The organism is Caballeronia sordidicola (genome assembly GCF_000729995.1).
Lineage (GTDB): Bacteria > Pseudomonadota > Gammaproteobacteria > Burkholderiales > Burkholderiaceae > Caballeronia > Caballeronia sordidicola_A.
In genome coordinates, this window is the sequence record NZ_JNFG01000028.1 from 52,849 (window position 1) to 77,725 (window position 24,877).

Below are 24,877 nucleotides of genomic sequence, written 5' to 3' on the forward strand. Positions count from 1 at the left end.
ATAACTTCGTTGATTAAACACACCGAGAGGCTATCTGCTGGATTTTGGCTGAGGACAAGTATCTGTTTGACGACCGTAGCGTCGCACCCGCCGGAGCCTTCAAGGTCGCGTACATGTGCGACGAGACGCGCCCCCGCGGGACGGGCGCGCGGTCACACAGCGAAAAGTTGACCAAGGCAATTGCATTGTAATCAACTATCTTTTTTCATCAGACCGGCTGCAATCAATCGATATTTGATGACATGAGATTGATGCCCGGTTGTCGCCCACTTGCGTACCAGCGTTTCGCTCACACCAATGTCGAGCAGCAAAATCATATGGTAAAGCACCGACAGCGCCTCGATTAATCGACTAACGACAATGAGAAAATCTGCGCACGATTCTCTCGTTCGCTTGCCCCCAAAATGGGCGATATCGTTGCGCAGGTCGGCGCATCGCTTCGCGAAGTCATCTAGCAAGGAATTGTCGAACTCGATTGGTAGCATGCTAAACAGAGCGATAAGCCGCTCTTTCAAACTGGGCTCACCTTGGAACTGTAGAGCGCCTTGCAACCACCTCCGGTGTTTCGCGCCGACCTGGCTGAGAATTTCGTCGATTTTTGTTTGGAGCCCACTGTCACGAGGCCGGCTGCCAATCTTGGAGCGATGGAACGACTCTAAGCCGTACGTGAGGTTCGAGAACTTGTTTTCCGTGTACTGGTCCATCTTCCGTTTCGTTGACGGAAATGCGAAGTAGCCCGCGCCATGTTCTTTTAGGCCCGCCTTCCATTGCGAACACATTTCACCGAACGAGTCCTTTATCTGGGGGAACCGAACCGGACAATCCCTCCACTTCGGAGGCACATCACTTCCTGGCAGTCGCCGGAAATACAGGGTGAATTTTTTTCGCGAGCGCGACAGTGTCACGGTGGGCCACGGCAATGGAAAGTCAGAGTCGGTCAGAACAATAAAAAGGTTCTGCAACACGGCTAGTTCCGAAAGCACGGCCTCGGCCGATTCACCTCGCTTGAACCGCATCTGGAGACTCAGGTATTCGCGCAACGCCACCTCATATGGGCGGGGAGAGCCGCTCCGGGAATCATTGAGATGGTGCTTAAATATTAACCGCCCCGACGAAGTTTCGTAGGCTAGGTCGGGGATGCGCGTGTTTGACAATTTCAGAGTCCTGCTTGTACGCGCGACTCTTATCGAGCCTACATCCAGCCAATCCTCGAAGCCTTTCAGCGCTACATCGAATTCTGAAAACTTGAACGCCTTAGCTCTACGTGGAGGAGGCTCGTTCCCGACCACTGAGAACGTTGCGAAATATTCTGCATGGGAAAACCTGGCGGAATGAAACGTTCCGCCGTTTCGAACAGCATCCAATAGCAGGACGTGCCTTCCCGAAACTTTGAGTATGCCTTGAATAGCTTGAGGCGGTTGTCCGTCGGTAACCGAGGCGAAAAACTCCCCCGACCCGTCCGCGTTCGGCATTAAGCCATCCAGGTCCAGATTGGTTGCCCCCGTTTTGTCAATCTTTAGTCTACCCGTTACATGATGTTCCGGGGCAAAGTGGTTATCTGGATAGGTCGCGTCATACCACCAAAAGTGGCCTTGCTCGTCGATGATGCAATCGTTCAATTTGTTCTCTGGAAAGTTAATGCCCTGACTATAAATAGCTGTTTGTGTTAAGAAGTTAGGCGCTGTACTCACGTCTCCAATGGTCGTTGGGATGATTCAAGGGCACGGGTGCAGCGCTTCGGAGATGAGCCTTTAGCGCGATGCTAATGGCTGGCGGGAGCACCGCTCCGTTCTAATAGGCCCTCAATGTTCGCGAGTGCGCTGAGCCGCAGCAGTGCGCGGGTCGGTTTGAAGATGAAGCCGTTACCTCCGCCCCCGTAGGTCGTCGGCGGGGCGCTCGCTACCAGCAGGCCGGTTCGCAACAGAGAAATGGCGGTCGCCATGAAATATTCCGCGTTTTTGAAGACGTCCGCGACTAGTTCTTTGATGGCCTCAATCTGCACATCGCGCGGTGATTTTGGTGGCTCGGCTCCATCACCCCGCAGCCTGAACATCGTGCCCAACAGAATAACTTCAACACGCTTCAGTGGAGCAAGAATGTCGGCGAGGTAAAGGAAGTCGTCCGCGGCGATTGACCGGTGGGTGACCTGCTCTGCAAAGACCGCGGCCAGCAATCGAAGATTCAGCCAAGCCGTACCTTCCTCTGCCGCGCGTTGATATCGAAAGAGAATTGCGGCTGCGTCGGGTGGGTCTGCCTCGTCGAGCTTTCGCGTCCCCGATTGCTGAAATTGAATTCCGGGCGCGATTTTTATGCTTTTCTTGAAGCCCCAGCCTATGTCGTCCCCCGAAGACCATGTCCAGCGAACTAACGTCACCTTTTGCCGACAAGGCAACAATATTGCCGGTCGTTCCGATGACCGGACACCTGTTGTGCCGGCCGTCGAGCCGTCTCAATCTCAAGCGTCAGCGTTCGGACCGGTGGCCTTCGTCGCATCTAACCAAGCCATCTGAAGGCGCATTCTGCTGCCTGCATTGAGTTTGCGAAGGCCGACTTCACGGGCCATTGCTGGCACGCCAGATTCTCCGTCATGCCCCGCCCGCATCATCTCGAACGCGAGCGCCCTTAGTTCGGCAAGCGAAATTTCATCAACTGACCGTACTGTTCCATCGATAGGTCTTCGGAATCGACTTTGCTTGTCAGCAGGGTCACCCTTAGCACGGAAGAACGTACCTACATCTTCTGCGTCTCCGATGTGGTGCTGCGACGCCAGCCGTACCACCCGGTCCTGGATTTTAGCGCCTGTCCGAACCCAGCCGTGAACGCGGGCGATACGACGCGCTAGAACTTCATCCCGAACCGGTCCTTCCACGCGCACGACGTGCTCAATCAATCGCAAAAGCGTCGGGTTGTAGATGATATCGAAGAAGGCGTTGGCATCGACCGCGTAACCCTGGAGCGTCAAATCGACCTCAATGAAACGTCCCTCAATTGAGTCGCTTGGATATAAAACGGCGTCATTCCGAGCGTAAGTGACAGGAAGCTTTGTAGTGTCTACATCTGCATCGACATCCGCCAACGGATGGGCCACGGCCTCCCCCGAATGACCTACCTGCTCGTCCGGCATTGCCATGACGTCCGCAATGACCTGCCCTGCGAGGACCGCCGCCTCTTGCTCCGTCCGCACTCGCTTTGCTCGCTGTTCAACGAGTAATGCCTCAAGCTGGCAATGAATTTTTTCGACGGTTCCCTGCATATCAATCCACCAGTCAGTCGACCATATCCGAAGAATTTCCCATCCTAGGCCACGAAGCACCTGCTCCCTCAATTTGTCGCGGTCCCTGGCCGTTGCCGAGCGGTGGTATGTCGCGCCATCGCATTCGATACCTGAGAGATATCGTCCCGGGGCATCAGGGTCAACGACGCCAAGGTCGATTCGAAACGCAGACACGCCGACCTGCGAGTGCAACGTCCAGCCGCGCTCGGACAATGCAATACATACAGCTTGCTCAAATGGACTGTCGAATCCCCCGATGCTTCCCGCGACCGCTTCTCCAAGAGCTCGCGCTCCGCGCTCTGCAAACTCGAGGAAGTGTTTCAGGTCCCGTACACCGAGCGCCTGCGTTCGCGACAAATCCATCTGTTCGGGACGGAGGCTTGAAAAAACGCGTAGCTCTTGTCGAGCTCGTGTAATCGCGACGTTCAAACGGCGCTCTCCGCCCTGGCGATTCATCGGACCGAAATTCATTGAAACGTTGCCGTCAATGCCGGGTCCGTATGTAATCGAAAAATACATGATGTCCCGCTCGTCACCTTGCACGCTTTCCAGATTCTTAACGAACACCGGTTCAAGTTGCGATTCGAGGAAGAATGGCTCGATAGACGGGTCTTTACGCCGGGCCTCATCGAGCAAGTCCTCAATCAGCGACTGTTGTTCGGCGTTGAATGTGACCACGCCAATGGTATGGCCAGACTCGTGAAAGCCCGGTGATTTGAGTCGACCGACCAGGTCAGCGACCAGCGCCTTCGCCTCCAGCTGATTTGTCCGTGCGCCACCTTTCTCATAGCGACCGGTGCCGACGTGATGGAAGCTAACTGCTCGGTCATCGGTGACAGGGCTTGGGAAGGTGACGAGCTCACCACCGTAATATCTATGATTGGAGAATGCGATGAGGCTTTCGTGCCGGCTGCGGTAGTGCCATGACAGCTTCAATGTCGGTAGATTCGCCCCAATACATTCTTCGAGGATACTTTCGAGGTCAGTCTCAACATCGGTATCGTCTGCGTCGGACTCCGCGCGGTCGAAGAAGCTCGTCGGCGGCAACTGCTTGGGGTCGCCGACCATGATGACCTGCTTACCCCGGGCAATTGCGCCAATCGCGTCCCACACTGGAATTTGAGAGGCCTCGTCAAAGACCACTACGTCAAATGCCGCAGTCGCTGCAGGAAGGAACTGTGCAATCGAAAGAGGGCTCATCAAAAGGCAGGGCGTCAGCTTCATTACCGCGCTCGGCGCTTGCGCCATCAACTCGCGCAGGGGCAGATGGCGACTCTTCTTTTGCATCTCATAACGAAGCAAGCCCCATTCAGACCCTCTGCTCACGCTTTCCTGAGACGGATGGCCGGCCGACAATTGAGAGCGGACCCAAGCTTGGGTCAGCTTAGTGAAGCGGTCGTCCAATTCCCTGAAGTCGCGGATGCGCTTTTCATGCTCAGCAGACACGAACGTGCGAAGCACCTCGTCCGCATCAACAACAGCGTTCAGCCACCAGCGACAGTAATCCGTTTCAAACGCCTCGCGTGTCTTGGAAGCTGGTACAGCTCCGTTTTCCAGACCGCCCACAAGCGCTGCCAAGCCGAGAGACACTGCTTGCCCGCGAGCTTTTCGCCACGCGCACCAAGCGTTTAGTCGGCCGGACGCCGCGCTCACGTCGCGAGCCTTTGCTGCAATCGCCGCGGGGAGGAGTTCGCCCAGCGATGTTCGGTCTGACGCGGCTAATCCACTTGCGATGGAGAACTGCGTGACGGCGGCGTCAAACGTCGCAAGGGCGGTAGAATACAACATCCCAGCGCCAGCAACCGGCCCTGTAGGTTCCAATAGTATGTTGCCGTCGCCGAGAAGCAGCGAGATAGGTCCCTTCAACGCCGCGAGCGCTTCTGGCGTGCTGGCAAGATTGGCGAGAGCGCTCGACAGCGACGCGGCAAACTGCAACGCGGCATCGACGTTCTCAATCTTCGTTTTCAACCCGCTCCAAAGTCCGGATGTCATTTGCGACAGCTCAATGGCATTGTCGATTTGCCGTTCGAGGCGGACCAACTCACGCATCCGGGCAAGATTTGCGGATGCGGGCACCCCACAAAGTCCCGATTCCACGACACCGAAGTTTTCGTCTTGCCACTGCGCACCGGCTCTTGCGGCCGTAAGTGCCGCTTGGTGCCGCACGAAGGTCTGGGCTACAGGCAAGTTAGTATTAAAACCAGCCCACGAACCTGAGGTGTCTTCACAAAGAGAAGTAACGTGTGAAAGCTCGTTCTCAAGTTCCTTCATTTCTCGGATACGATGTAAGTTGTCCTTCGCAAGGTCTCCGCACTTGCCCTGCGCCACAGGCTCAAGTCCGTTGTCCGCCCACTGTTCACGAATTAAAGCGGCGCGCAATGCCGCTTGAAACGAAATCGCCGCATTTGCCTCATCTACGTGCGTGCGCAGTCCCGCCCACATATTGTCGGTTAGCGATGGGAGATGAGAAAGTGCATGGACCTCCGCATGTAGAGCGTCGCTCTTCACCAGTAGCGCGATATCTTCTGCAATCTTGGGCTTCTGGCCGCCGATGGCCAGCGCCTTCAAGTGTTTCGCAAGGGCGCGCCGGCGGATGAGGTTCATCGGCCAGGAGGAGGACTCAAGCAACTTCCACTCGTCTTGCAATGTTTGTACCGTCGCGTGACCGATGTCATCCTTGTATTGGAGCGAAAGCTGACCGATTACCTCGGCCCGTTTTTGAAGCAGTTCGAGGCCGGCGCGCAACTGCGTAATAGCACTTTCCGTCCATGGCGCCGAGAGTTCTGATTCGAGTTTGCGATATCGCGCAAGTTGCGTCATGGCGAGCAGGAGTTGCTCGATTACATGACCGCTGGCGCTTGATGAGAGTTGGCCGTGAACTTCTCTGTGACGTAGGACGAGTGGTACGGCTTTTCTCAACTCCTCCGATATCGTCTTGGCATCTGGTCGAAGTACGAAACGCCAATCGTGGCCTGCAGCTCTAGGCAAAGAATCTGCAAGCGTTTTTAATGCATCTCGGGTTCGAACCGTCAGTTCAAAAGTACCAATGCCAATCGCTGATACGAGCCCACCTGCCGCGCTCTCGAACCGGTCAACGGCAGGTGCAACATTCCTTGCCGCATCGAGAAGCGACTGCTGCCATGAAGGAGACCACTCCGTTTGTGTGACATGAGCAAGTGGGTTCGCCGTCAGTTGGCCGTAACCAAGTACCTTTGCGTGAACATCAAGCAAGTCCGCAGATTCTCGAAGCGCTCGCATGCCATTTGCATCGTGCGCGTGAACCGATGGCCATGAAAGCAGCAAGACAGGTAAGTCTACGCCGGCGACCACGCGGCCGATTGCCTCATAGGCGCTGAGTCCGTTTTTATGACGCTGATGCAGTCGTTCAACGTATTGATTGAGGCTCGCGCGCAGCATGCCCAGTCGATGAGCTTCCGCATGCCACTCGTCGGGTGCCAACGCGGCGGACGCGTCCCACGTCTTTCGCAACTGGTCCAAAACCTCTGTCTTTCTCGCTTTGTTCGAGTGCAGTTCGAGGCAGAAATCTCCCAGTCCAACTTCCTCGAGTCGGCGATAGACAACATCCAGTGCTGCCATCTTCTCTGAGACGAATAAAACGCGCTTACGCTCCGCCAGACACTGAGCAATCAAATTGGAAATTGTCTGGCTCTTACCCGTGCCGGGTGGCCCAATTAAGACGAAGTCTTTGCCTTTGCTACCGGCCACGATGGCCGAAAGTTGCGACGAATCAGCGGGCAGCGGGCAAAACGTTTCGGTGGGTGGCAGCTCCGCGTCGAGCATGCGTGGATTCGGGAAGCTTATAGAGCTCGGATATGGTTCGCGAGGCGTCTCGATTAGATGCTTGACGACCGGGTTTTGCTTCAGCTGCTCGGTCCGTTCAGTCAGGTCTTTCCACATCAAATACTTGGCGAACGAGAATGTTGACAAGACAACGTCTTCGACAACTTCCCAACCTTTAATGTCTTTAATCGCCGTCGACACAGTTTTCCAGATACCGGCAACATCAAGTCCGGATTCGTCCTTGGGAAGTTCCGCATCACTGACCCCAAGTTCAAGCTGAAAATCCTGCCGAAGCATTTCGATGAGCGTAGGGTTGAATCGCGACTCGTCATCGTGGAGTTTCACGCTGAAGCCGGAACGGGCGCTCTTTCGGTCCAGCGTAACCGGCACGAGAATTAGGGGTGCTCGAAACCGCTTGTCATCTTTGTTGTCGCGAGTCCATGACAGAAACCCGAGCGCCAGGTACAAGGTGTTCGAACCGCCTTCCTGCATCGTCGTTCGCGCCGAGCGATACAGTTCGACGAGGCGTGCATCCATTTCGTCCTGGTCGATACCGACGAACACTTCCTTTCTCTTAAGGGCGTCGAGAGCGTGCACATGCCGAATGTTCTCCCTCTCCCGGCCTTCATATATGGCTTGATTGCGGAGGTCGTTTCCGTCCATCAGGTCGGGGCGCGGCAACAGCCTTATCGCATGTCCTTCCGCAAGAATGTCTTCCAACTGCCCCGGGTCTGGAGCGTCAAGCTTGATAGCTTTTTTACCGCCCTTGAAGCTCAGGAGATTGTTTCGCAACGACAAGTCGAGCAACTTGCGTTGCCAGCGGGTCAGACGGTCCTCCGGCTTCTCGACACCATCGTCCTTCGCGTCTTGCGGAGCATCTTCAGGTAAGTCGGGGGCCTCCTCGAACCGCACCTCGATAATCTCTTCCGAGGCGTCGCCAACGGTGCGCTCGATGGCGTGTTCGCTCGCCAACGGCTTGATACGTTGGAGCCGCGCACGGCGAATGTCGACTGCCAGTTCAAACTTTGACTCTTCCACCTCTGAAATCTGCAGATTTCCGCGTTCGCTCGCGTAGCTGAATGCGGGAAGCGGTCGATGCGTGGCGAGCGTCGTCTCGAATAGCACCATTTCTTTGAGCTTGACGCGTTTGCGCAGCGCGGTGACGTCATCGACGATTGCTGTGCTGAACTCCTCCGCTTTCAGCCAAACACCGGCGAATGCGTGTCCCTGCGTGAAAACCAGTACCGGATGTAAGCCGGCTTGTTCGATGGTTGCGCTAAACAGAAGCGCAAGGTCAAGGCACGTCGCAAGTCCAGTATCAGCGATTTGACTGGGGCCGCGAACCTTTTGGCCAATATGCTCAAAGCTAGCAGGCGGCAGCGCGTAGTCAAGGCCCATCGCGCCGACAGCGTTCCAGATGGCGGAAACTAGCTCCCAAGCGCGCTTGGCGCCGCCTTGATAACCGTCTATGGCGCCGGATTTACCAGCCTTCCGCAGCACTTCCGACGCCTGCTTCAGTATCTTCTCAATCACCGGCTCGTTCGGCTGCACGAATGCAGCTACCATGTCCGGCATCGAAGATAGACCGCCCCACTGATTGCGTGGCAGGAGTTCGACCGACGTTTCGAACATCGTAACTTCCCGCGAATCGGCGGCGCCCGAGTAAAGACGAAAAGTGACGGTTGCCTTCTCTGCTTCCGTAAGGCGTCCGAGTAGCGGGCCGTCGAGCCCAAGGTCTAACTCGTTGACTCGGACACTTTGCCCAGCGCCAACATGGTCAATGTGCCAAGTTTTTGTTTTCAGGAACGCAGGCTCGGACCCGACCGTCAGCCGAAGCTCTTTGATATCCCGCTCGGTGTCGTTGTGGACTGCAAGCTCCCGCACAACGGGGACCGCATTCTGGAAGTCGGCGAGATTGACTTTGCTAGCTAGCGTGCTCTCAATGCGAACAACGCGCGGCGTTACCGGTTCTAGCACCGGTTCTTGATTGACTTCTTCCACTTGGCCCCCGTCTCTATGCGGTGCGGCCGCGCTATGACGCGGCACTCTCAAATATTTTGTTTTTGGTGCTAAATTGGTCCCCGGCGGCATATCGAAATATCAGCCCCGGGTGTTTCAGAAGTCTCACGCCCATAGTCGGCGTAACCTTCGACTGTGCAAATATGCTCCCGTTGTGGCTCGCACCATACGCCGAATTGACGGCAAAAGGGCTGCCTTTCCGGCGAACGACAGGATAAGCATCTTCATACTTTCCTCACGCCCACGCCAGTGATTTCTGGCAGGGAAAGAATGGAAATGCTCCCAAGACGATTGCATTGTTCTAAAGCATTTTTGTGTGCAGCCGTTAACACGTTGGTATTGCGACGCAGGAAGCGAAGCTTTTTGAACGCGGAACCGGCTTGCGTTGACTCATGTAGCCGCACACATCTTGCCTATCCTATGAGCCCTGACCTCGTCTACGCAGCGTTGAGCATGCACCGTCCGCAACTTCACGCGGAACGACGTTCGGACGGCTTCTCTTTTTGGCTCGGTCCGAAGCGGATGGGTCTCGAGTCAACCCGCATAATTCGTGTTAGCCGCAAGCCTTCGTCGAGTATCACCATGCTGAAGCGAGCTGTGACTGGTCGATTAGGCGACGCGATGGGTTCCGAGCGGCCTTTCATAGGTGGCCTGCCAGAGCTGCTGGCAATCGTCGACGCGGAGCTTACATTGTTGGCTGGCTCCACGGACGGTGCTGCAGCCGGCGCGGCTTCCTCGGCAGTGCAAATGGAAGGCGGTGGGACAGAGCGAAAATCAACGAGTCTCAAAAATCTTCAAGACCCGAGGGCAGTTACAGCAGCGATAGAAGAATTCGAGCGTGTTGGCCGCACGTCGTTTCTTGAAAAGTACAAATTTGGTAAGTCTCGGGAGTACATGCTGCGCGACGCGAGCACCGGCAAACTCTACGACTCGAAAGCGATTGTCGGCGCTGCTTACGGGTATGCCTTCCCCGATGATGGACCTCTTCGTGCCGAAGATTTCTCCGGCGGCGAGGCGACTGTCGAGCGCGTCTTGTCTGAACTCGGGTTCGAAGTAGTCCGAGTTGGACAGGACTGGACGCAAGCTGAGGTTGAGGCTACTGTGCGGGCCTACTTCGAGATGCTTCGACTGGAGTCTTTGGGCTTGGTGTACAACAAGTCGGAACGCAATGAACAACTCCGCTCTGAATTGTCGGCTCGCAGCAAATCATCCGTCGAACTCAAGTTTCAGAATATCTCGGCAGTCCTCGACCAGTTAGCCCTCCCGTATGTTCGTGGATACAAACCACGTGCGAATCTCCAGACGCTACTGCGGCAAGCCGTTCTGCAATTCGTCGAGTCTCATCGGGATTCCCTAGCAAACGTGATGGAAAATTTTGATGAAAGAACTAAGCCGGGGGAGCAGGAGTTCCGCGGAGTTCTTGTCGAGCGACCAAAGATTGAGCGCAATCAAGTTGCTGTGAATCGAGTTCGTCTTCCGAGGAAGCTTGACTATGCCGCTCGCGAGGAACGCAATCGAACGCTTGGCTATGGAGGTGAAGAATGGAGTATGAATTTTGAGAGGACTCGTCTGTTTGACGGCGCTCGTCCGGATTTGGCCGCAAAAATAGACTGGATATCGGACCGACTCGGCGATGGGACGGGCTACGATATTTTGTCATTCGAAACGACAGAGGTTGCGCGGTTCGTCGAAGTGAAAACAACGAATGGCACTTCCACGACGCCATTTGTCGTTACCCGGAATGAGTTGGAGTTCTCCGAGGAAATCGAAGATGCATTCTGTCTGTATAGGGTATTTGACTTCGGCGTAACCCCGCGGCTCTTCATACTTAGAGGGCCGCTCTCCAGCCATCTAGAGTTGGAGCCGATTGACTACCGAGCGCGGCTGAGAGCTACAGCATGACGCTGTTAGTTTCTCTTCCGTGCAAGGGCGAGCCAATCGTTTCAAGGCTGGACACTTTCGCGTTTTTTCCTTATACGAGCCTTCCTCATCAAGCGTCACGGCGCTAGGCCGAGGCAACGTTACTCCGGAAGTCACCGCGTTGAATAAACCTTACGCCGCGGCACGGAAAGCTTCGCAAGAGGCGACGGATACCGCCGAGGGTTCGCTCACTGTGCTAGGCGGCGCATCACCGAATGGCGCGGTTGCGAAGGGTTGATATGACGCTGCAGGCTTGTCCAGATTCCAATCCTCGAAAATTCGAGAGAATCCGTGGTCCACAGATAATCAACGATTGGACGTGCGACCTCTTTTGCCCCTGTGCGCCATTGACGGTTACTTCTCAAGTATTCCGATGATTAGAAGAAACGCCAGCGGCACCCGATGAGCAAGGCAACGCGGGCGCCCCATATCGCGACCCAGTCGATGTTCCTCAGAGACGAAGCGAAGCGGATAGCCAGTCCGTAGAACTTTTCATTGGCCCAGCCTCGACGAGTGCGCGACATCGCGGATGCGTGTATGTCATTGGCTCAAAGTATAGGAACCAATCGGCGCTTTGCGCGAGATTGTACTTGCTGTTTGGGCGACGATTGTCGAGGCTACGTGCAGCTCACAAGCTGCACGAGCCATCAACTTGAAAATATCACAGCTATTGCCTAAGTTAGTAATTCCAAGCCGGTGCAATGCCGGCGCGCAGTACCACGAGTGCGCCTTTATTCGTCGCATTGACCGCCCGCCAGGTCAGGCCCCCTTTTTATGAGAGGGTATGACGGGAGCAGGCGATGAATCAAGTCTGGTTGAGGCTGGATTTCGCGACATGGGTAGTCGGTCGCCTAATCCTCAATGTCCTGTCCCTTTTTAAGCTGTTGGATAGGGATGCTCTCAACGCCCATGGCGTGCAGGCAGGCAACCAGAAAGGCCGCGGAGAATCGCTTGCGGTTAATTTTGCGGTTTATCTGGTCAGGCGACTCGTAAATGCCAAGCGTTTCCAGCATCCGCGAAAGCTGTTTGTAGCGGATTCCGCGCCGCATCATCTCTTCTTCTATCAGCCCCTTCGCTTCTTCTTCCCACTGCCCGTACGGCTCGATTTGCAGCCGGAGACGCCTGTTCGACAGCTCTTCCATCGTTGTTCCTTGACCTCGTTCGAGTCTCCGCTTTCTTGCTACCGGAATTCTCTCACGCCTATTTTCGGTCGTATACGACCGGCCCACGGGCCGGTACCACTACACGTTCTCAGCAAGCCATTTTTCTGCGAGGACAGGATGCTGACAATACCTTTACAACCTAGTTTGCCGGCCCGACGTGCCGCAACTGCATCTAGCGCGACCAACCACGCGAGAAGTCGGTCGCAAGCCCCAGTCGGAGGTGCGAAATGAGAAGCGCACCTTCCTATGGCGTCCGCAGTCGCCGGGGCGCTGCGAACGCAGGCGTCCGATTCACGGCCCGGACGTATGGCAAGGCCCGAATCGGCACCTATGCAGAAAAGGCCGACGGGCACATCACAGTCGATTCCGACGCCGAGCGCCTGGTAGCGCACATGTTGTGCGTTGACCCGCGCGTGCGCTCTTTCAAGCAGCAACCGTTCACCGTCGATTTGGTCGGCCAACGGCTGTTGTTCACACGGGAGGAAGTGTCGGAAGCGCGCAAGACGCGCGGTAGTCGCGGCGGGGAAACGGAGTACACGCCAGACTTCGCCACCGTTCAGGCCGATGGCCTGCAGCGCGCATATGAGGTCAAAATAAAGGGCTTCGAGGGTGATGACAGTTACTGGGCCAAGGTCGAGCGGGCTCGGGAAATCATGGAGGCGTATTGCTATCCGCTATCCACGGTGGTCGTGCCTGCGGATGAACGGCACCCGGTCGTTGTCAACGCACAACTATTGAAGCCGGCAATAGCGCGTGCTCGAGAATACCTGACGCCCGACATCATCGATCGGGTCGAAAGCTATTGCGGATCGGGCCCGGTGTTGCAGCGCGCGCTGTGCGCCGACCTCCAAATTCCGACCGGCCTGATTCCGCCACTGCTGGCTACCGGTGTGCTGCAGGCAGACCTGGCGCATCACCAAATCTGCTCCACGCTGGAATTGTCGGCCGCGTATGGCGACCTATGCCACCTCTGTCTGATTGAGGAGTTGCGGCCATGATGTCCGACCTGCGCGCGGGAGACAAGCTCGTGCTGCCCGGCAAACCGGACAGCTTCTTCGAGGTGCTGAACAGTCGCCTGCATGCAGGTTCCATCCAGCTATTCGACGCCGAGAAACGTGAGGCCCGGTATGTCCAATACGACGACATCCGCGCCCGGATTGCGGAAGGCAGTCTGGCGCTGCATCGAAAGGGGCTGCCGCGCGTCAGCCTTGCGGCCCAGTACGACAATCCGGAATTGCACAGCAGGGTCAGTTGGCTGAACGACACACTGCGTCGCATTGATGCCATCAGGGAGCAACGGGGTCCGTCGTTCAACGCAGCGATAGCTCTAGCGCGTGAAGCCTATGTAATGGAGAACACGGGCAAGCTGCTTGTTTGCGCGTTTCCGTCGCGCGCGGCTTTGTACCGGGCGCGCAATCAGCAACTGCTCGGTCTTCCCGTCCTCCAGGGTGACAAGAACAAAGGCAATGCGACGGCCAGGTATCCAAAGAAACTTGTCGAATTCGTCGAAGAGGTCATCAAGGACGAGTTCCTGGTCACCGAATCGAAGTGGACGGTTCTCGACCTGACGAAATACATCAACCGTGAAGCCCGTCGCCGCGGCCTGCATGTTGCCAGGCACGATATCAGCCGCAAGTTCGTATGCGCAAAGATTCATGACGTCACCGTTGATGCCGACTACGACCGGATGGACCCGCTGGACCGGGTCGCGGGCAAATCGTTCGCGAAGAAGCGCATTCGGGCTGCGTTCCCGTTCGCCCGCATCGAGCAGGATGCTGTCCACCTGCCATTCGTCGTGCGCACACCTCATGGCATCGCCCGGACCATCTATCTGGTGCTGGCAATCGATGTCTGCACTGGATACCCAGTCGGATGGCATCTCGTAATCGGTTCGCCTCGCGAGATGGATTCTCTGTTGTGCCTGGAGATGTATCTGACGCCCGCCAAGGCGGCCAGATTTAAAGAGCTGGGTATTGCCCACGCACTGAACATATATGGCACGCCTGCACAGGTCGTTTTCGACAATGGCTCGGAGACCAAGGGCGGAAGGATCGTGCGCCTTGAGCTGCTGGGCATGGACGTTAAGCACTGCAAGGCCAAGGAAGCTCAGGGCAAGCCATTCATCGAGCGCCTGAACAGGTCGCTCAAGGAAGCATTGCAGCTTCTCTCGGGTTGCACGCGCTTCGAAGGAAAAGATGGTGTGCGCGACCCCGAGGCGCTGGGCGAAGAGTTGATGACCGTCGACGAGCTGGAGAAGTGGATTGTCAGGTGGCTTTACGAGGACTGGGTCAACAGCCCCCTTGACCGACTGCGTTGGGACGAGCTGCTTGTCGAGTCGGTGAAGGGAAAGACGCCGCTTGAGCGCCTGACTTACCAGACCGATGAATTGGGGCAGCCCATCACCCTGCCACCTCCGCGTCGTGAATGGATGGCCGCGCTTTTCGAACACAAATCGTGCGTGCTTAGCGCGAAGACGGGCATCTCGCTTGAGCATGGTTTCAGGTACCGAGGCGACGCTATGTCGTATTTGCTCGCCAAGTACGGCGACCGCGCGCAGCTTCATGTGGTCTACAACCCCGACGATTTCCGCCAGGCGTACGTGTACGAGGGCGATGACCTTCCGCTTGTCACGCTAATGCACGAACACGTCCGTCGGGAAACGCCGGCATGGACCTTCGCGGAGGCCAAAGTCCGATTCGATTCGGGCATGCACAACTGGACAGCTCCGGATGACAAGATCCAATTCGAGCGGGACATGGACGAGGCGGTCGTCGGAAACGGGAAAGTCAGTAAGCGCAAGGCCCGCGGTAAGCGCGAAGAAAACAAGGAAACGGTGCGCCGCGCCAAAGACAACTCGGCCGTCCAGCGCTCCATCGATCGGCCGCTCTCAGCGGCAGCGCCGTTTGGACCGGCTCCTTCGACCAATCCGTCGTTGTCGGCGAAAAGCCTCCAGCCCGACGTCATCTCATTTGACGACGCGCCTTTTATGGACGTTCTGGATAGAAACACTGGAGAAAAATTACTGTGACGCCCGCCCAACTACTGCGTAAGAAAATTGAAGGTTGCGAACTTACGCACCCCATGTTCATGGAGCACCTCACGGCGCTCAAAGGGCGAGTCGATGACGCCCTTGCTGGCTTTGCTCCCAAGGTCGTTCGCGTTCCTGGTCCGAGCCGCGCAGGCAAATCCTCGCTCATCGCGAGACTTTCTCGTGACTACCCCGCCAACCGTATCGATGGCCGACGCCATGTACCCGTACTGGTTGTTCCGGTGCCGCCCTCCGCGACCGCGAAACTGCTTCCCAAAAGTGTGTTGGGTGCGTTGGGCATAAGGGTTCCCCGCAGCATGACGGCGGGCACGATGGACGACTTGATGGCGGAGCAGCTTCGCCTGGCTGGCACACGCGTCGTGATTTTCGACGAGATATCGCACCTCGTTGATGAAGGGTCGCGGGTGCCTCCGCGCGCAGCAAGCGATTGGCTCAAAACTCTTTCGGACAAACTCGGCATGACGCTGATTCTCTTCGGCATTCCTCGACTCGAGCGGCTATTTTCGGCAAATGAACAATTGCGTAGCCGCGCCAGTCCTGCACGCTACTTTCTGCCGTACGACGCGACCGATTCTGACCAGATGAACGCCTACCTCGGATGCGTGGCCTATTACGGACGCCTATGCGCGGCAGCGGGCTATCCCATTAACGCGCCTGACCGCGTGCTCACGCAGCAATGCTATCTGCTCACCGGTGGCCTGATCGGAGTGCTGGCCGACTTCATGCGCGAGTTGGCGATTGTGATGAAAAACGAAGCACCGCGTGCCATCACGTACGCAGACTGTCAAAGGGCGAGTGAATCCGTCAACCATGCGGGGTCACCGCACAGACTGGCTTTCCAGGATGCTGGCATGGACGGCGCAGGCGTGGAGCCGGCAGCGCTGAAACAGGCATACGTTCATGTCCTGACTAGTAACTCGGCGTCTGTACCAATTCGTAAAAAATCGGGAGATAAACAATGAGCCTCGTTGTTACCTACGCGCCAAAGGGCGACGAGTCCGGGATGGGCTACTACCGACATCTCGCCGCAGACAATGCGCTTTTCCATTGGCGAGACATGGCGAGTACGGCGGGTGTCGAACGTAATCGCCGTGCCTTCCTCACGCGCACGGACGACGTAGCCCGTAACCTCGGCTTGGAACCAGCATGGACCGAATTTACCCGCGAGCAGGAAAGCGTCTGCCGGGGTTGGGGAAGTCTGCACCGTGCGAAATCTGACACCGTGTGTCCTGCGTGTCTGGCTGAATCGCCTTACCTGCGGCACCACTGGGAACACGCCTATGTCACTGCATGCCCGCATCATCGCATCCTGCTGGTCGACCGGTGCAACGCCTGCGGGCAGCATTTGTCACCGGAGCGGCTTTACATTGGATTGTGCTCGTGCGGTCACGATCTGAGCAGCCTGCCTCGCGTACCGGCGACGCGGAGTCAGCAGTGGTTGTCGACGCTGGTTGGGAGCAGTGGGCAGCGGTCTGGCAGCGTGAGGCCGCCTCTGCACGGCGTGGACATCTCTGTGCTGGTTAAAACAATCCGCACGCTCTGCCAATACGCAGACCCGACGCGCTCCGGGCTACCGCGCGGCGCAGCATCACCCAAATCTGTCGCAGAATCGGTCGAATTTCTGTCGCCGCTCGAAGCCTTGCTCGCCGACTGGCCAACGGGTTTCCGCAATCACGTCGAGCAGCGCATTGCCGCCGGTCGAAAGGATGCCCGCACGCTGAATACGTTGCTCGGCGAGTGGTACATCAGCCTGCGCAAGCTCTGCCAGGGCACGACGCTCGAGCCTCTGGTCCAAATCATTATCGACGTCGCCGCGCGGAAGTCCGATTGTGTTCTGGGTCTGGATTCGGCCAAAGAAATGGCCAAGGACGCGACCGGATACACGCGCGCGCCGGAAGCCGCGAAGGCCATCGGCGTCAGCGTTTCCCGGCTGCATAATTCGATTGTCGCTGGCGAGTGCGAGCACCGTGCACGGCGTACTGGCACGCGAGGCCAGATCTTCGAAATTCCGTACGCTGAAGTTGAGCGCATTCAGCGGCAACGTGCCGAATGGATTTCGGACATCGATGCTTGCGAACTGGCGGGGGTTCCACCTGGGGTTCTCGAGCGCATGAAAGCCGCCGACATAGTCCGGTCAGACGTCCGTTGGCGAGAAGACCTGATGAAGGGCGGTCCAGTGGAGCGGCAATCTATCCTGGATTTACATGAGCGTGTCGAGCGGTCGGCTCAACGCGGTGTGGTGGCCGATGAATCTACGCTCACATGGGCGGAGCTGACCAGCCGGCGTATGGGCGACCGAAGGGCCATCGAGTCGCTGATGCAGGCTATTGCAGGCGGCAAGGTGAACGCCGTCGCGCATGGTCGAACACTGGGTGAAATGTCCTTCCTGAGGACGGATGTGACGCAGTATTTCGGCACGCCCTTGCTCGAGGCAGGCTTGTCGATTCAGCAACTGTCCAAAGCGACCGGGTGGAAATGGGAGTCCATCCAGAACTGGGTGGACGAAGGGCTGCTGGCGTCGGAAACGATTCAACGACGTGGCCAGCCGTGTCGCATCGTGCTGCCGTACCAATTGCTGGAGTTCAGGCAAGCCTATGTTCCGCTGGCAGAGCTGGCCCGTGCCATGGGTACGAAGTCGTCAGCGCTGTCGCGCTTGCTACCCGGTGTCGAACTGGTCGGTGCGAAACAGCTTCCTGATGGCGCCACGCGGGGTGCGCTGATTTGTATTGCCGACCTCGGCCGGCTGGCGGTTATTGGTGCGAGAGCTGGGTACGACCTTTTTGTGCCCGCATCGTTGACGTCATGAGCTCGGCGAGCGATGCGTCGGACCACGTGCGTGTGCCGACCGGAGATGTGTGCGTCGGTCGGCACACAGTGAGGCGCGGATGTATTGCCGCCAGGTTCTTGACAGAACCGAAAGGTATGACTTTCTACGACCAGGAGACTGCGATGCCTATCTGGAGACCTCGCCCCGCTTCCGAATTGCCGAAGATTCCGCTGTCTCGATGGCGCATATTCGAGACGGACGACGGGAGCCGACATTTTGTCGGCGTCGACATGTTTGACTCGTCCGGGCGCGTCAGCTCCCCAATAGTGACGTTCGACCCGGTCACTTTGGAGGGTACGACTCAGACAGGACGTATTTACGAACTGGTCGGCCGGAAAGGCGGGTCATTGAACGTTGACTACGTCTGGATGCAGTGGTGCGAGCTGTACGAGGTCGCGTCGTACATCGACGTCACCGATCGTTTGCTTGACGGAGGTGATGATGACGACCCCACATGAGCGCACGAAAGCCATGACTGATGCGCGAGAGCTGTTGCAGATGCTCGCGTCTGCCAAGCAGATAACTATCGACGGTCTTGTCCAGTCGGTGGCGCTGGGTCTGCTCAGGCACTACCCGCTCGACGTTGACCTCGATGTGTCGGCCGCAGCATTACCCGGAATTTGGGCCGCACCGAAACACCAGCGTGCAGGCGGAACGGCAGCTTCCGAATGTCAGAAAAGCTCCTCCAGTCAGCTAGATTCTGACGACCTATGTGACCAAGGAGAAAATGCTGAACGGACTACATTCGGTTACGACAACTTCCCGAGAGAGCCGACGCCTGGAAATCTGCCCGGCGCACAGCCCAAGCTTCTCGTGCGCGAGATGAACGGGCGGTATTACACCGTTCTTTTAGACGAAGAAGTGTGGCGACGTCATTCCGCGTGTGAGGATTTTTCCGGTCAGCTCGCCGAGTACGCGTCGCGAAAGATGTCTGCGTCTGGTCTGTCGCTCGACGACGCGCTGAGGCGAGTCGAGAAAAGTCTAGAAGCGAAGGTAGGCGGTGGCCAGTGGGATTTTTCTCGCAGCGAGATGGCCTGGTTGATGAGGCGCACGCGTGAGCTAGTGCTAGCCGTGGCGAATGGCGCAGGAGGCGAGAATGCGAACAATTGATACAACGGATGTCAGATATGTTCGCTCTGGTGGCCAGGGTGGTGCCCGCATCCGCTACCGCCGTATGGGCGTTGGACGAACGGCAAAGGGACTTAGCGCCGAAATGTCCCGGAAGATTGCCCACATCGCATACATCGTTTGCATGCGCGCACCGGATGAAGCCGACAGGATTCTTGAGCAGCCGGCGCGTTGCGTCGGGCGTAGGTTCAAGGCAGCGCTGCGTCGCGCGCAGAAGACGGTGCTCAATCGACGCTGCTGCATGCGTCGCCCGACAAGCTGTGTTCTTCGCGCGTAGGCTCAACCATTCAACACCGCGCAATGCGTCTAGACGCGCCGTTCGTGCGAGCGAAGCCCTGTTGATTCCGGAATAGGAGGATGTAAGACGTAAAGCGGCTGCATCGCTGCTCTGAATGGCTACTCCATTTCGCTTCATGACAGAAGAACATCGCCTGAGTCGAGATGTGGTTCAGTAAAGGCGTCTCGGTTCTGGCAGCTACATTGACGCCGCTGTCATTGCCATGCTGTTGCTCAGATGAGCTATGCCCGGAACGACACGAGCATCGACGAGTTCGTCTGACTGCCTCACTCGGCGACCATCGTCCGTCAATAGAAAGAGAGGAGAAACATATGCTTTCGGAAAATAATTTGGACCTTGAGATTGCGCTTCGAAAGGTTCACGAGCTGTCTATGGCTGAAGGCGATCTAGGGTACGCGTACTGGCATGAAGTTGGTCGACTTCTACGGCGAGCAGCCGGTATGCAAGCAGAAATAGATTCGCTGTCGAAAGAGTTGGAACGATGTCGCGCGATGCTAGCTCACAAAACTGGTTGAAAGTCGCATCGTGGCCTTTTGCATGACTATGTCGCATCGAGGAGCTCGGCAGGACCGGGAGGCCCTTGACGACTTGATAAGCACGTCTTTTTATAAATCTCTGATGCGCGCTAACTTGCTCTCGTCGAGCAATGCATACATTGGAGGAGGGCGTAAGGTCAGTGACATCGCTTGGTTTCTGGCCTTGTCTGCACTCTTCTATTTTCCCCCCAGGCTCAGCCATAAGCAGCTGTGTTGCATTGAGTCGCTGGGTGGTGAGGCTGAGCCCAGCCCTCCCTACGGCATATGCCCAGGAAAGCCTTCACTCAGCCTCCCCACCCGTGTGTCACCGGTATGGAGCCGCCTCGCCCGCCAGCCTATACGCACCCTCCGGGACGCTAGCTTCGCCATCCCGTTGCCGATATCTCAGACGCTAATCCCCGCAGTCTCGGCTATCCCTTGCGCGCTGCCGGTGGATTCAGCCCCCGTTCACGCAAGCGGCAGCGCATCGTGCCACCGAAGCCAACCAGTCGGGTTGGGCGGTCCTCATACCCGGCGGCGCGATGACTCGGCGGGCATGCACGAATGCATTGCGAAACCGTATAGGGTTGGATGGCGCCACAGTGGGTATTAGTCGGCGATTGTATTATTTTATTGTTCGACGCCTGCCCATAGCGGCTCGCTCAAGGCGAGCCTGAACGGCTGACCGGGCGCACGGCAACGGGCGGATGGATGTCAAAGAGCTCCTGCATGCCTGGCGCACACGCAATCGACTTACGGGCCAACGACAAACATGTATCACGGTTATCCCCTCGATGGCTTGACCTCAGCCCGCTGGCTCGACACCTGTCCGAAAATCTCGACCGTCTGCCCGCGGGTGCGCGTCGCATCGCGTATTCGTTCTTATATTTACCTAGAGATGTTCGCGTGATGACGTACTCGAACACGTGCCGTTGTCATTGGTCAAACAGACTTCACATGGAGTTGGCCCAATATGTGAAGGGAAATTTGATTGGGACCCCGCTCACAAAACTACCGATGAGCTCACATGCCCTACGTCCATCAAGACTTCGAACGCGAAAAACTTTACGAGGAAATCTGGTCCGAGCCGGTCAGCAAAGTGTCGAAAAGGTATCAAATCTCGGACGTGGGACTTCGCAAGATTTGTCTAGACCTAAATATTCCACTCCCGCCGCTTGGCTATTGGGCAAAACGCGCCGCTGGCAAGGCCGTAAAAAAACCATCACTCCCGCCGTCCAAGGGAGCGACGACCTACCGACGCTCGGTCTTCAAAAACCTGCAAGACGATGAGCTGTCACTGCGCACTCAAGCTCGAGTTGATGACGATGCCGTTCGTGCCCCGGATGTGCCGGCCGTCAGCATGCGCACCTCCATCGACGAATGCCTGCCGTTTGTCAAACGGATGGCGAAAAAGCTCGAAGGTAAGCACCGCGATTCGCGAACATGGCCGTATTGCGAAGGAGCTGGACTCATGCGAGTTGCTGTGTCCCAGCAGAACTCGCTGCGAGCGCTCCTTGTGTTGAACATGCTTCTTGAGACATTGACGGGGGCGGGTTATTCGCTTTCCTCTGGCGGCAAAGAGGATGACCCGGCAAACGTGAAGTTGCTTGACAGCGCGTTAACCTTTCGCGTGCGGGAGCGAGGCCGCCAGGAAAGTATTCTTTTGACGCGCGAGCAACAGGCCGAAAACAAACGCGTCGGATACAACCTGAATAGCCAGACATACCTCTACCATCCCACGAACGAACTGGAAATATCGGCGTTCAAAGTTGGAAGTACCTATGCGACGGCGACCACTGCAGACAGTCGGAGCGCCACAATCGAAACGAAAATTCACGGGTTCGTTGTTAAGCTCCGGCATCTGATTATTCGCGACTCTGTACAAGCCGAGATGCGGGTCGAACAGCGAGCAGTCGCTGCTGTGCAAGAAGCAGAGCGCGCGAGGCTCGCCGCGATTCGCCGTTCCGCAATCGAGCAACTTAAGCGCGTCGAAGAATGGGCGTTGAAGCTCGAGAGAGCGAACCGCTTGCGAACGTTGGCGAGTGAATTCGAAGTCAAAAAGCTGAAGTCATCCGACGATGTCGTCGACGCCACATGGCTACGACGCGCTGCGGACTGGTTGGACCCGACAGTCAACTGTCGCTGGGATGATGTGGACAACGCTCCGGCAGGATATGGAGAGCTTTAGCTTATCGCTGGTTCCAGGCCGCAAATTTTTGACGGTGCAAATCCTGGTCTGAACTCCTGTGCGATTTCCAGCTAGGCCGTCATTAGCCATCCGAGAAAATTTGTTAACCACTGCGAGCCGAGATGCCACACAAAACTGGCGGCGTGCACGCCGTTGTTTTGTAGCATACCGAAAGGGAAAATTTCAATGTCCATAGTTATCGAAAATTGTACGTCCGGTGTGACAGCTCTAGCGCTGTTGGTCGCCTGGACGGGGTAATGCTTTGTCGATTGTGCTACAGGACGTGAAGCGCGAGTTCGGTATCTTGGAAGACGCGGCGTCCTTCCGGGCCGGGCGGCTAAACGGAGTGTCATCGCGTACGTTCGACACATCGCGGAAGCGGTTAATGCACGCTTGCCTCCTGAAATTCAACTCATAGTTCGACTCTCCGGCGTTCGAGGTTATTATCACGTTCGGCTATGCCGCCCCGCGAAAATAAACGAAACCTGAGAGACCACTGATGGATGCAAATGCAATTCCACTGCTCGACATCTTCGAACGGAAGATGCGATTAGAAATTCCAATGTTCCAGCGACAGTATGTGTGGGGAAGGGAACATCAGTGGGAACCTCTTTGGGAAGACATCTCTCGTAAATTCACGGAGTTCATTGAGGACCGTCGGGACGCGCCTGTGCATTTTCTGGGTGCCATGGTGTTGGACCAGAAGCAGACGAACGTCGGTCGTGTCGAACGGCGGAGCGTAATCGATGGCCAACAGCGTCTGACCACACTCCAAATTTTCCTCGCCTCATTCCGCGACTTCTGTCGACAGGAAAATCTGGAGGATTTCGCCGACGAGTGTGCGAAATTCACACTTAACACCGGCAGGATGGCCGAGCCAGAGGTCGAAAAATTCAAGGTCTGGCCGACGCTGGCCGACCGCGCTCAGTTCATAGATGTGGTCTCGGCCGGGTCCAGGGAGTCACTCGAAAAGATTCACCCTCTGACGCGTCGAGCGTATGCGAGACGGTTCAATCCACGGCCGCGCATGGTTGAGGCATACCTGTTCTTCCATGAGCAGATATGTTTGTATTTCAAGGGTACCGTGGATGAACCGCCCGTCGGAGAACATATCGCGCTGGAGCACCGCGTTGAAGCATGCTTCGAGGCGCTTAAGACTGCGCTGAAGGTCGTAGCCATTGACCTTGGCGATGGCGACGATGCGCAGGTAATTTTCGAAACACTTAACGCGCGGGGTGAGCCGCTCCTGCCGGCAGACCTCCTCCGAAATTACATCTTCCTGCGGGCCGCACGACTCGGCGAGAAACAGGAGGCACTTTACGATGAGTATTGGTCTACGTTCGACGACTCCTTTTGGCGAGAAGAGGTGACACAAGGTCGACTTCGTCGACCCCGCAGTGACCTTTTCATCCAGCACTATCTTGCGAGCAAGCAGGCGCGGGATATCCCAATCAAGCATTTGTTTGTTGAGTACAAGCATTGGGTGGAGCGCGAGAAGCCTTTCGCAAGCGTCGAGGAAGAGCTGTCCGGGCTCGCGCGTCAGCGCGCCCATTTCCAAGCGCTGTCCGTTTCGCATGAGTCACCGCTTCTGGGCGAACTGGCGCATTTTCTCAACCTATTCGACGTCAGCACCGCCTACCCGCCGCTTCTTGCGATGCTTGACTTGGCGCCCAGCGAAGCGGACATGTCGCAAACCGCCCGCATGCTCGAAAGTTACTTTGTTCGACGAGCAGTCTGCGGTGGTGAAACGAAGGCTTATAACCGAATTTTCATGGGCCTCACTAAGGCCATCCGCAATAAGGGAGCATCTGCTGAGGTCGTGCGTCAATATTTGACGTCCCTCAAGAGCGCAACCGACGAGTGGCCGAGCGACGACGCGGTATCCGCAGCTTGGATGAGCCGCAGCGCTTATCATTCACTTAACAACCTGCGGCTGACACACGTGCTATTGCGAATCAGCGAAACCTACAGGTCGTCAAAGTCGGAAAACGTCAGCACTAATGGCCCGCTCAGTGTCGAACACATCATGCCGCAAGCTTGGGTACCGAACTGGCCGTTACCGGATGGCTCGAAGGGTGTTGAGCATGCGTGGTTTGCAAAAGAGGATGCACCCGGAGTAGTAGAGAGTCGTCGTCGCAACGAAGCGGTCCAAACCTTTGGTAACTTGACGCTTATCACCGGAAGTCTCAATAGTTCTTTGAAGAACGGCGGGTGGGCGACGAAGCGTGACGCGATTCTCACGCACTCTGTATCGCCGATAAATGGCGTGCTTAATCGCTTCGACAGTTGGGACGAGACTACAATCGAAACACGCGGGCGCGAGTTACTGGGCCGAGCGTTGACGCTTTGGAGTAGGGGCTAATAGCAAATCTCGCCAGTCACGAACGCTTGCGATGTGAGGAGGGCATCCGAAAGGTTTGCCCAATCCCGTGCTCGGCGATAATCAACGGTCACTTTGTTCGCGCTTTGATGGGCTACGGTGATGGGAGAACGTGGTCAGAAATGCCATCAGTGAGTCGGCGGACGGCACGGTTAGGGGCGAGTTCTCAAGCAATGCTTCTCAAAATCTCACCCGATGTTTCGCAAGACCCGGAACGCCTTGTCTGGAGAGGTTCGATATCTCGCTTTATGGGTCTCGCTACATTGTGACTACGACCTTGCAATAGTCAGCAGCACGATAACGGCACGCTTCAGA

At 56.7% G+C, this 24,877-nt stretch carries 13 protein-coding genes; 9 read left to right on the forward strand and 4 right to left on the reverse strand.

The window, feature by feature from the left end:
- Nucleotides 1-191: 191 nt before the first annotated feature.
- The 3 genes from FH08_RS0125040 to FH08_RS0125050 all read right to left on the reverse strand — a co-directional run bounded on the left by FH08_RS0125040 (nt 192) and on the right by FH08_RS0125050 (nt 9,076).
- Nucleotides 192-1,619, reverse strand: coding sequence for a HEPN domain-containing protein (locus FH08_RS0125040; RefSeq protein WP_152602915.1), 1,428 nt, complete (start codon nt 1,617-1,619; stop codon nt 192-194).
- A 143-nt stretch (nt 1,620-1,762) separates the two neighbouring features.
- Nucleotides 1,763-2,374, reverse strand: a complete 612-nt coding sequence (locus FH08_RS0125045) for a hypothetical protein (protein WP_031360991.1) — start codon at nt 2,372-2,374, stop codon at nt 1,763-1,765.
- 81 nt (nt 2,375-2,455) lie between these two features.
- Nucleotides 2,456-9,076, reverse strand: a complete 6,621-nt coding sequence (locus FH08_RS0125050; RefSeq protein ID WP_051888491.1) for a DUF3320 domain-containing protein — start codon at nt 9,074-9,076, stop codon at nt 2,456-2,458.
- A gap of 600 nt (nt 9,077-9,676) precedes the next feature.
- Between FH08_RS0125050 and FH08_RS0125055 the strand changes: the two genes are divergently transcribed.
- A complete protein-coding gene (locus tag FH08_RS0125055) occupies nt 9,677-10,996 on the forward strand; it encodes a DUF3883 domain-containing protein (protein WP_235210486.1) in 1,320 nt (439 codons plus the stop codon).
- An 869-nt stretch (nt 10,997-11,865) separates the two neighbouring features.
- Here FH08_RS0125055 and FH08_RS0125060 read toward each other — a convergent pair.
- Nucleotides 11,866-12,156: a DUF6471 domain-containing protein gene (locus tag FH08_RS0125060; RefSeq protein WP_051888492.1), complete on the reverse strand. Its 291-nt coding sequence runs from the start codon at nt 12,154-12,156 to the stop codon at nt 11,866-11,868.
- 248 nt (nt 12,157-12,404) lie between these two features.
- Between FH08_RS0125060 and FH08_RS0125065 the strand changes: the two genes are divergently transcribed.
- The 8 genes from FH08_RS0125065 to FH08_RS0125110 all read left to right on the forward strand — a co-directional run bounded on the left by FH08_RS0125065 (nt 12,405) and on the right by FH08_RS0125110 (nt 24,544).
- Complete coding sequence (locus FH08_RS0125065) at nt 12,405-13,175, forward strand: hypothetical protein (RefSeq protein ID WP_031360995.1); 771 nt, start codon at nt 12,405-12,407, stop codon at nt 13,173-13,175.
- A complete protein-coding gene (locus tag FH08_RS0125070) occupies nt 13,172-15,205 on the forward strand; it encodes an integrase catalytic domain-containing protein (RefSeq protein ID WP_031360996.1) in 2,034 nt (677 codons plus the stop codon). The genes FH08_RS0125065 and FH08_RS0125070 overlap by 4 nt, the downstream gene beginning before the upstream one ends.
- Nucleotides 15,202-16,188: a TniB family NTP-binding protein gene (locus tag FH08_RS0125075; protein WP_031360997.1), complete on the forward strand. Its 987-nt coding sequence runs from the start codon at nt 15,202-15,204 to the stop codon at nt 16,186-16,188. Before FH08_RS0125070 ends, FH08_RS0125075 begins: the two co-directional genes overlap by 4 nt.
- The gene (locus FH08_RS0125080; RefSeq protein WP_031360998.1) at nt 16,185-18,032 is read left to right on the forward strand and encodes a TniQ family protein; all 1,848 of its coding nucleotides are present in this window, start codon (nt 16,185-16,187) and stop codon (nt 18,030-18,032) included. The genes FH08_RS0125075 and FH08_RS0125080 overlap by 4 nt, the downstream gene beginning before the upstream one ends.
- 143 nt (nt 18,033-18,175) lie before the next feature.
- The gene (locus FH08_RS0125085; protein ID WP_031360999.1) at nt 18,176-18,511 is read left to right on the forward strand and encodes a hypothetical protein; all 336 of its coding nucleotides are present in this window, start codon (nt 18,176-18,178) and stop codon (nt 18,509-18,511) included.
- Nucleotides 18,489-19,163: a BPSL0761 family protein gene (locus tag FH08_RS53525; RefSeq protein ID WP_326928979.1), complete on the forward strand. Its 675-nt coding sequence runs from the start codon at nt 18,489-18,491 to the stop codon at nt 19,161-19,163. Before FH08_RS0125085 ends, FH08_RS53525 begins: the two co-directional genes overlap by 23 nt.
- A gap of 1,858 nt (nt 19,164-21,021) precedes the next feature.
- A complete protein-coding gene (locus FH08_RS0125105) occupies nt 21,022-22,182 on the forward strand; it encodes a hypothetical protein (RefSeq protein ID WP_031361001.1) in 1,161 nt (386 codons plus the stop codon).
- Between the two features lie 499 nt (nt 22,183-22,681).
- On the forward strand, nt 22,682-24,544 hold the full coding sequence (locus FH08_RS0125110; protein ID WP_031361002.1) for a DUF262 domain-containing protein: 1,863 nt from the start codon (nt 22,682-22,684) through the stop codon (nt 24,542-24,544).
- The last annotated feature ends 333 nt before the right edge of the window (nt 24,545-24,877 follow it).

Bases quoted from the DNA above. Each gene is read 5' to 3' on its own strand.
- FH08_RS0125055 (WP_235210486.1), top strand. From the start codon at position 9,677: ATGCTGAAGCGAGCTGTGACTGGTCGATTAGGCGACGCGATGGGTTCC.
- FH08_RS0125060 (WP_051888492.1), bottom strand. From the start codon at position 12,156: ATGGAAGAGCTGTCGAACAGGCGTCTCCGGCTGCAAATCGAGCCGTAC.
- FH08_RS0125065 (WP_031360995.1), top strand. From the start codon at position 12,405: ATGAGAAGCGCACCTTCCTATGGCGTCCGCAGTCGCCGGGGCGCTGCG.
- FH08_RS0125070 (WP_031360996.1), top strand. From the start codon at position 13,172: ATGATGTCCGACCTGCGCGCGGGAGACAAGCTCGTGCTGCCCGGCAAA.
- FH08_RS0125080 (WP_031360998.1), top strand. From the start codon at position 16,185: ATGAGCCTCGTTGTTACCTACGCGCCAAAGGGCGACGAGTCCGGGATG.
- FH08_RS0125085 (WP_031360999.1), top strand. From the start codon at position 18,176: ATGCCTATCTGGAGACCTCGCCCCGCTTCCGAATTGCCGAAGATTCCG.
- FH08_RS0125105 (WP_031361001.1), top strand. From the start codon at position 21,022: ATGCCCTACGTCCATCAAGACTTCGAACGCGAAAAACTTTACGAGGAA.
- FH08_RS0125110 (WP_031361002.1), top strand. From the start codon at position 22,682: ATGGATGCAAATGCAATTCCACTGCTCGACATCTTCGAACGGAAGATG.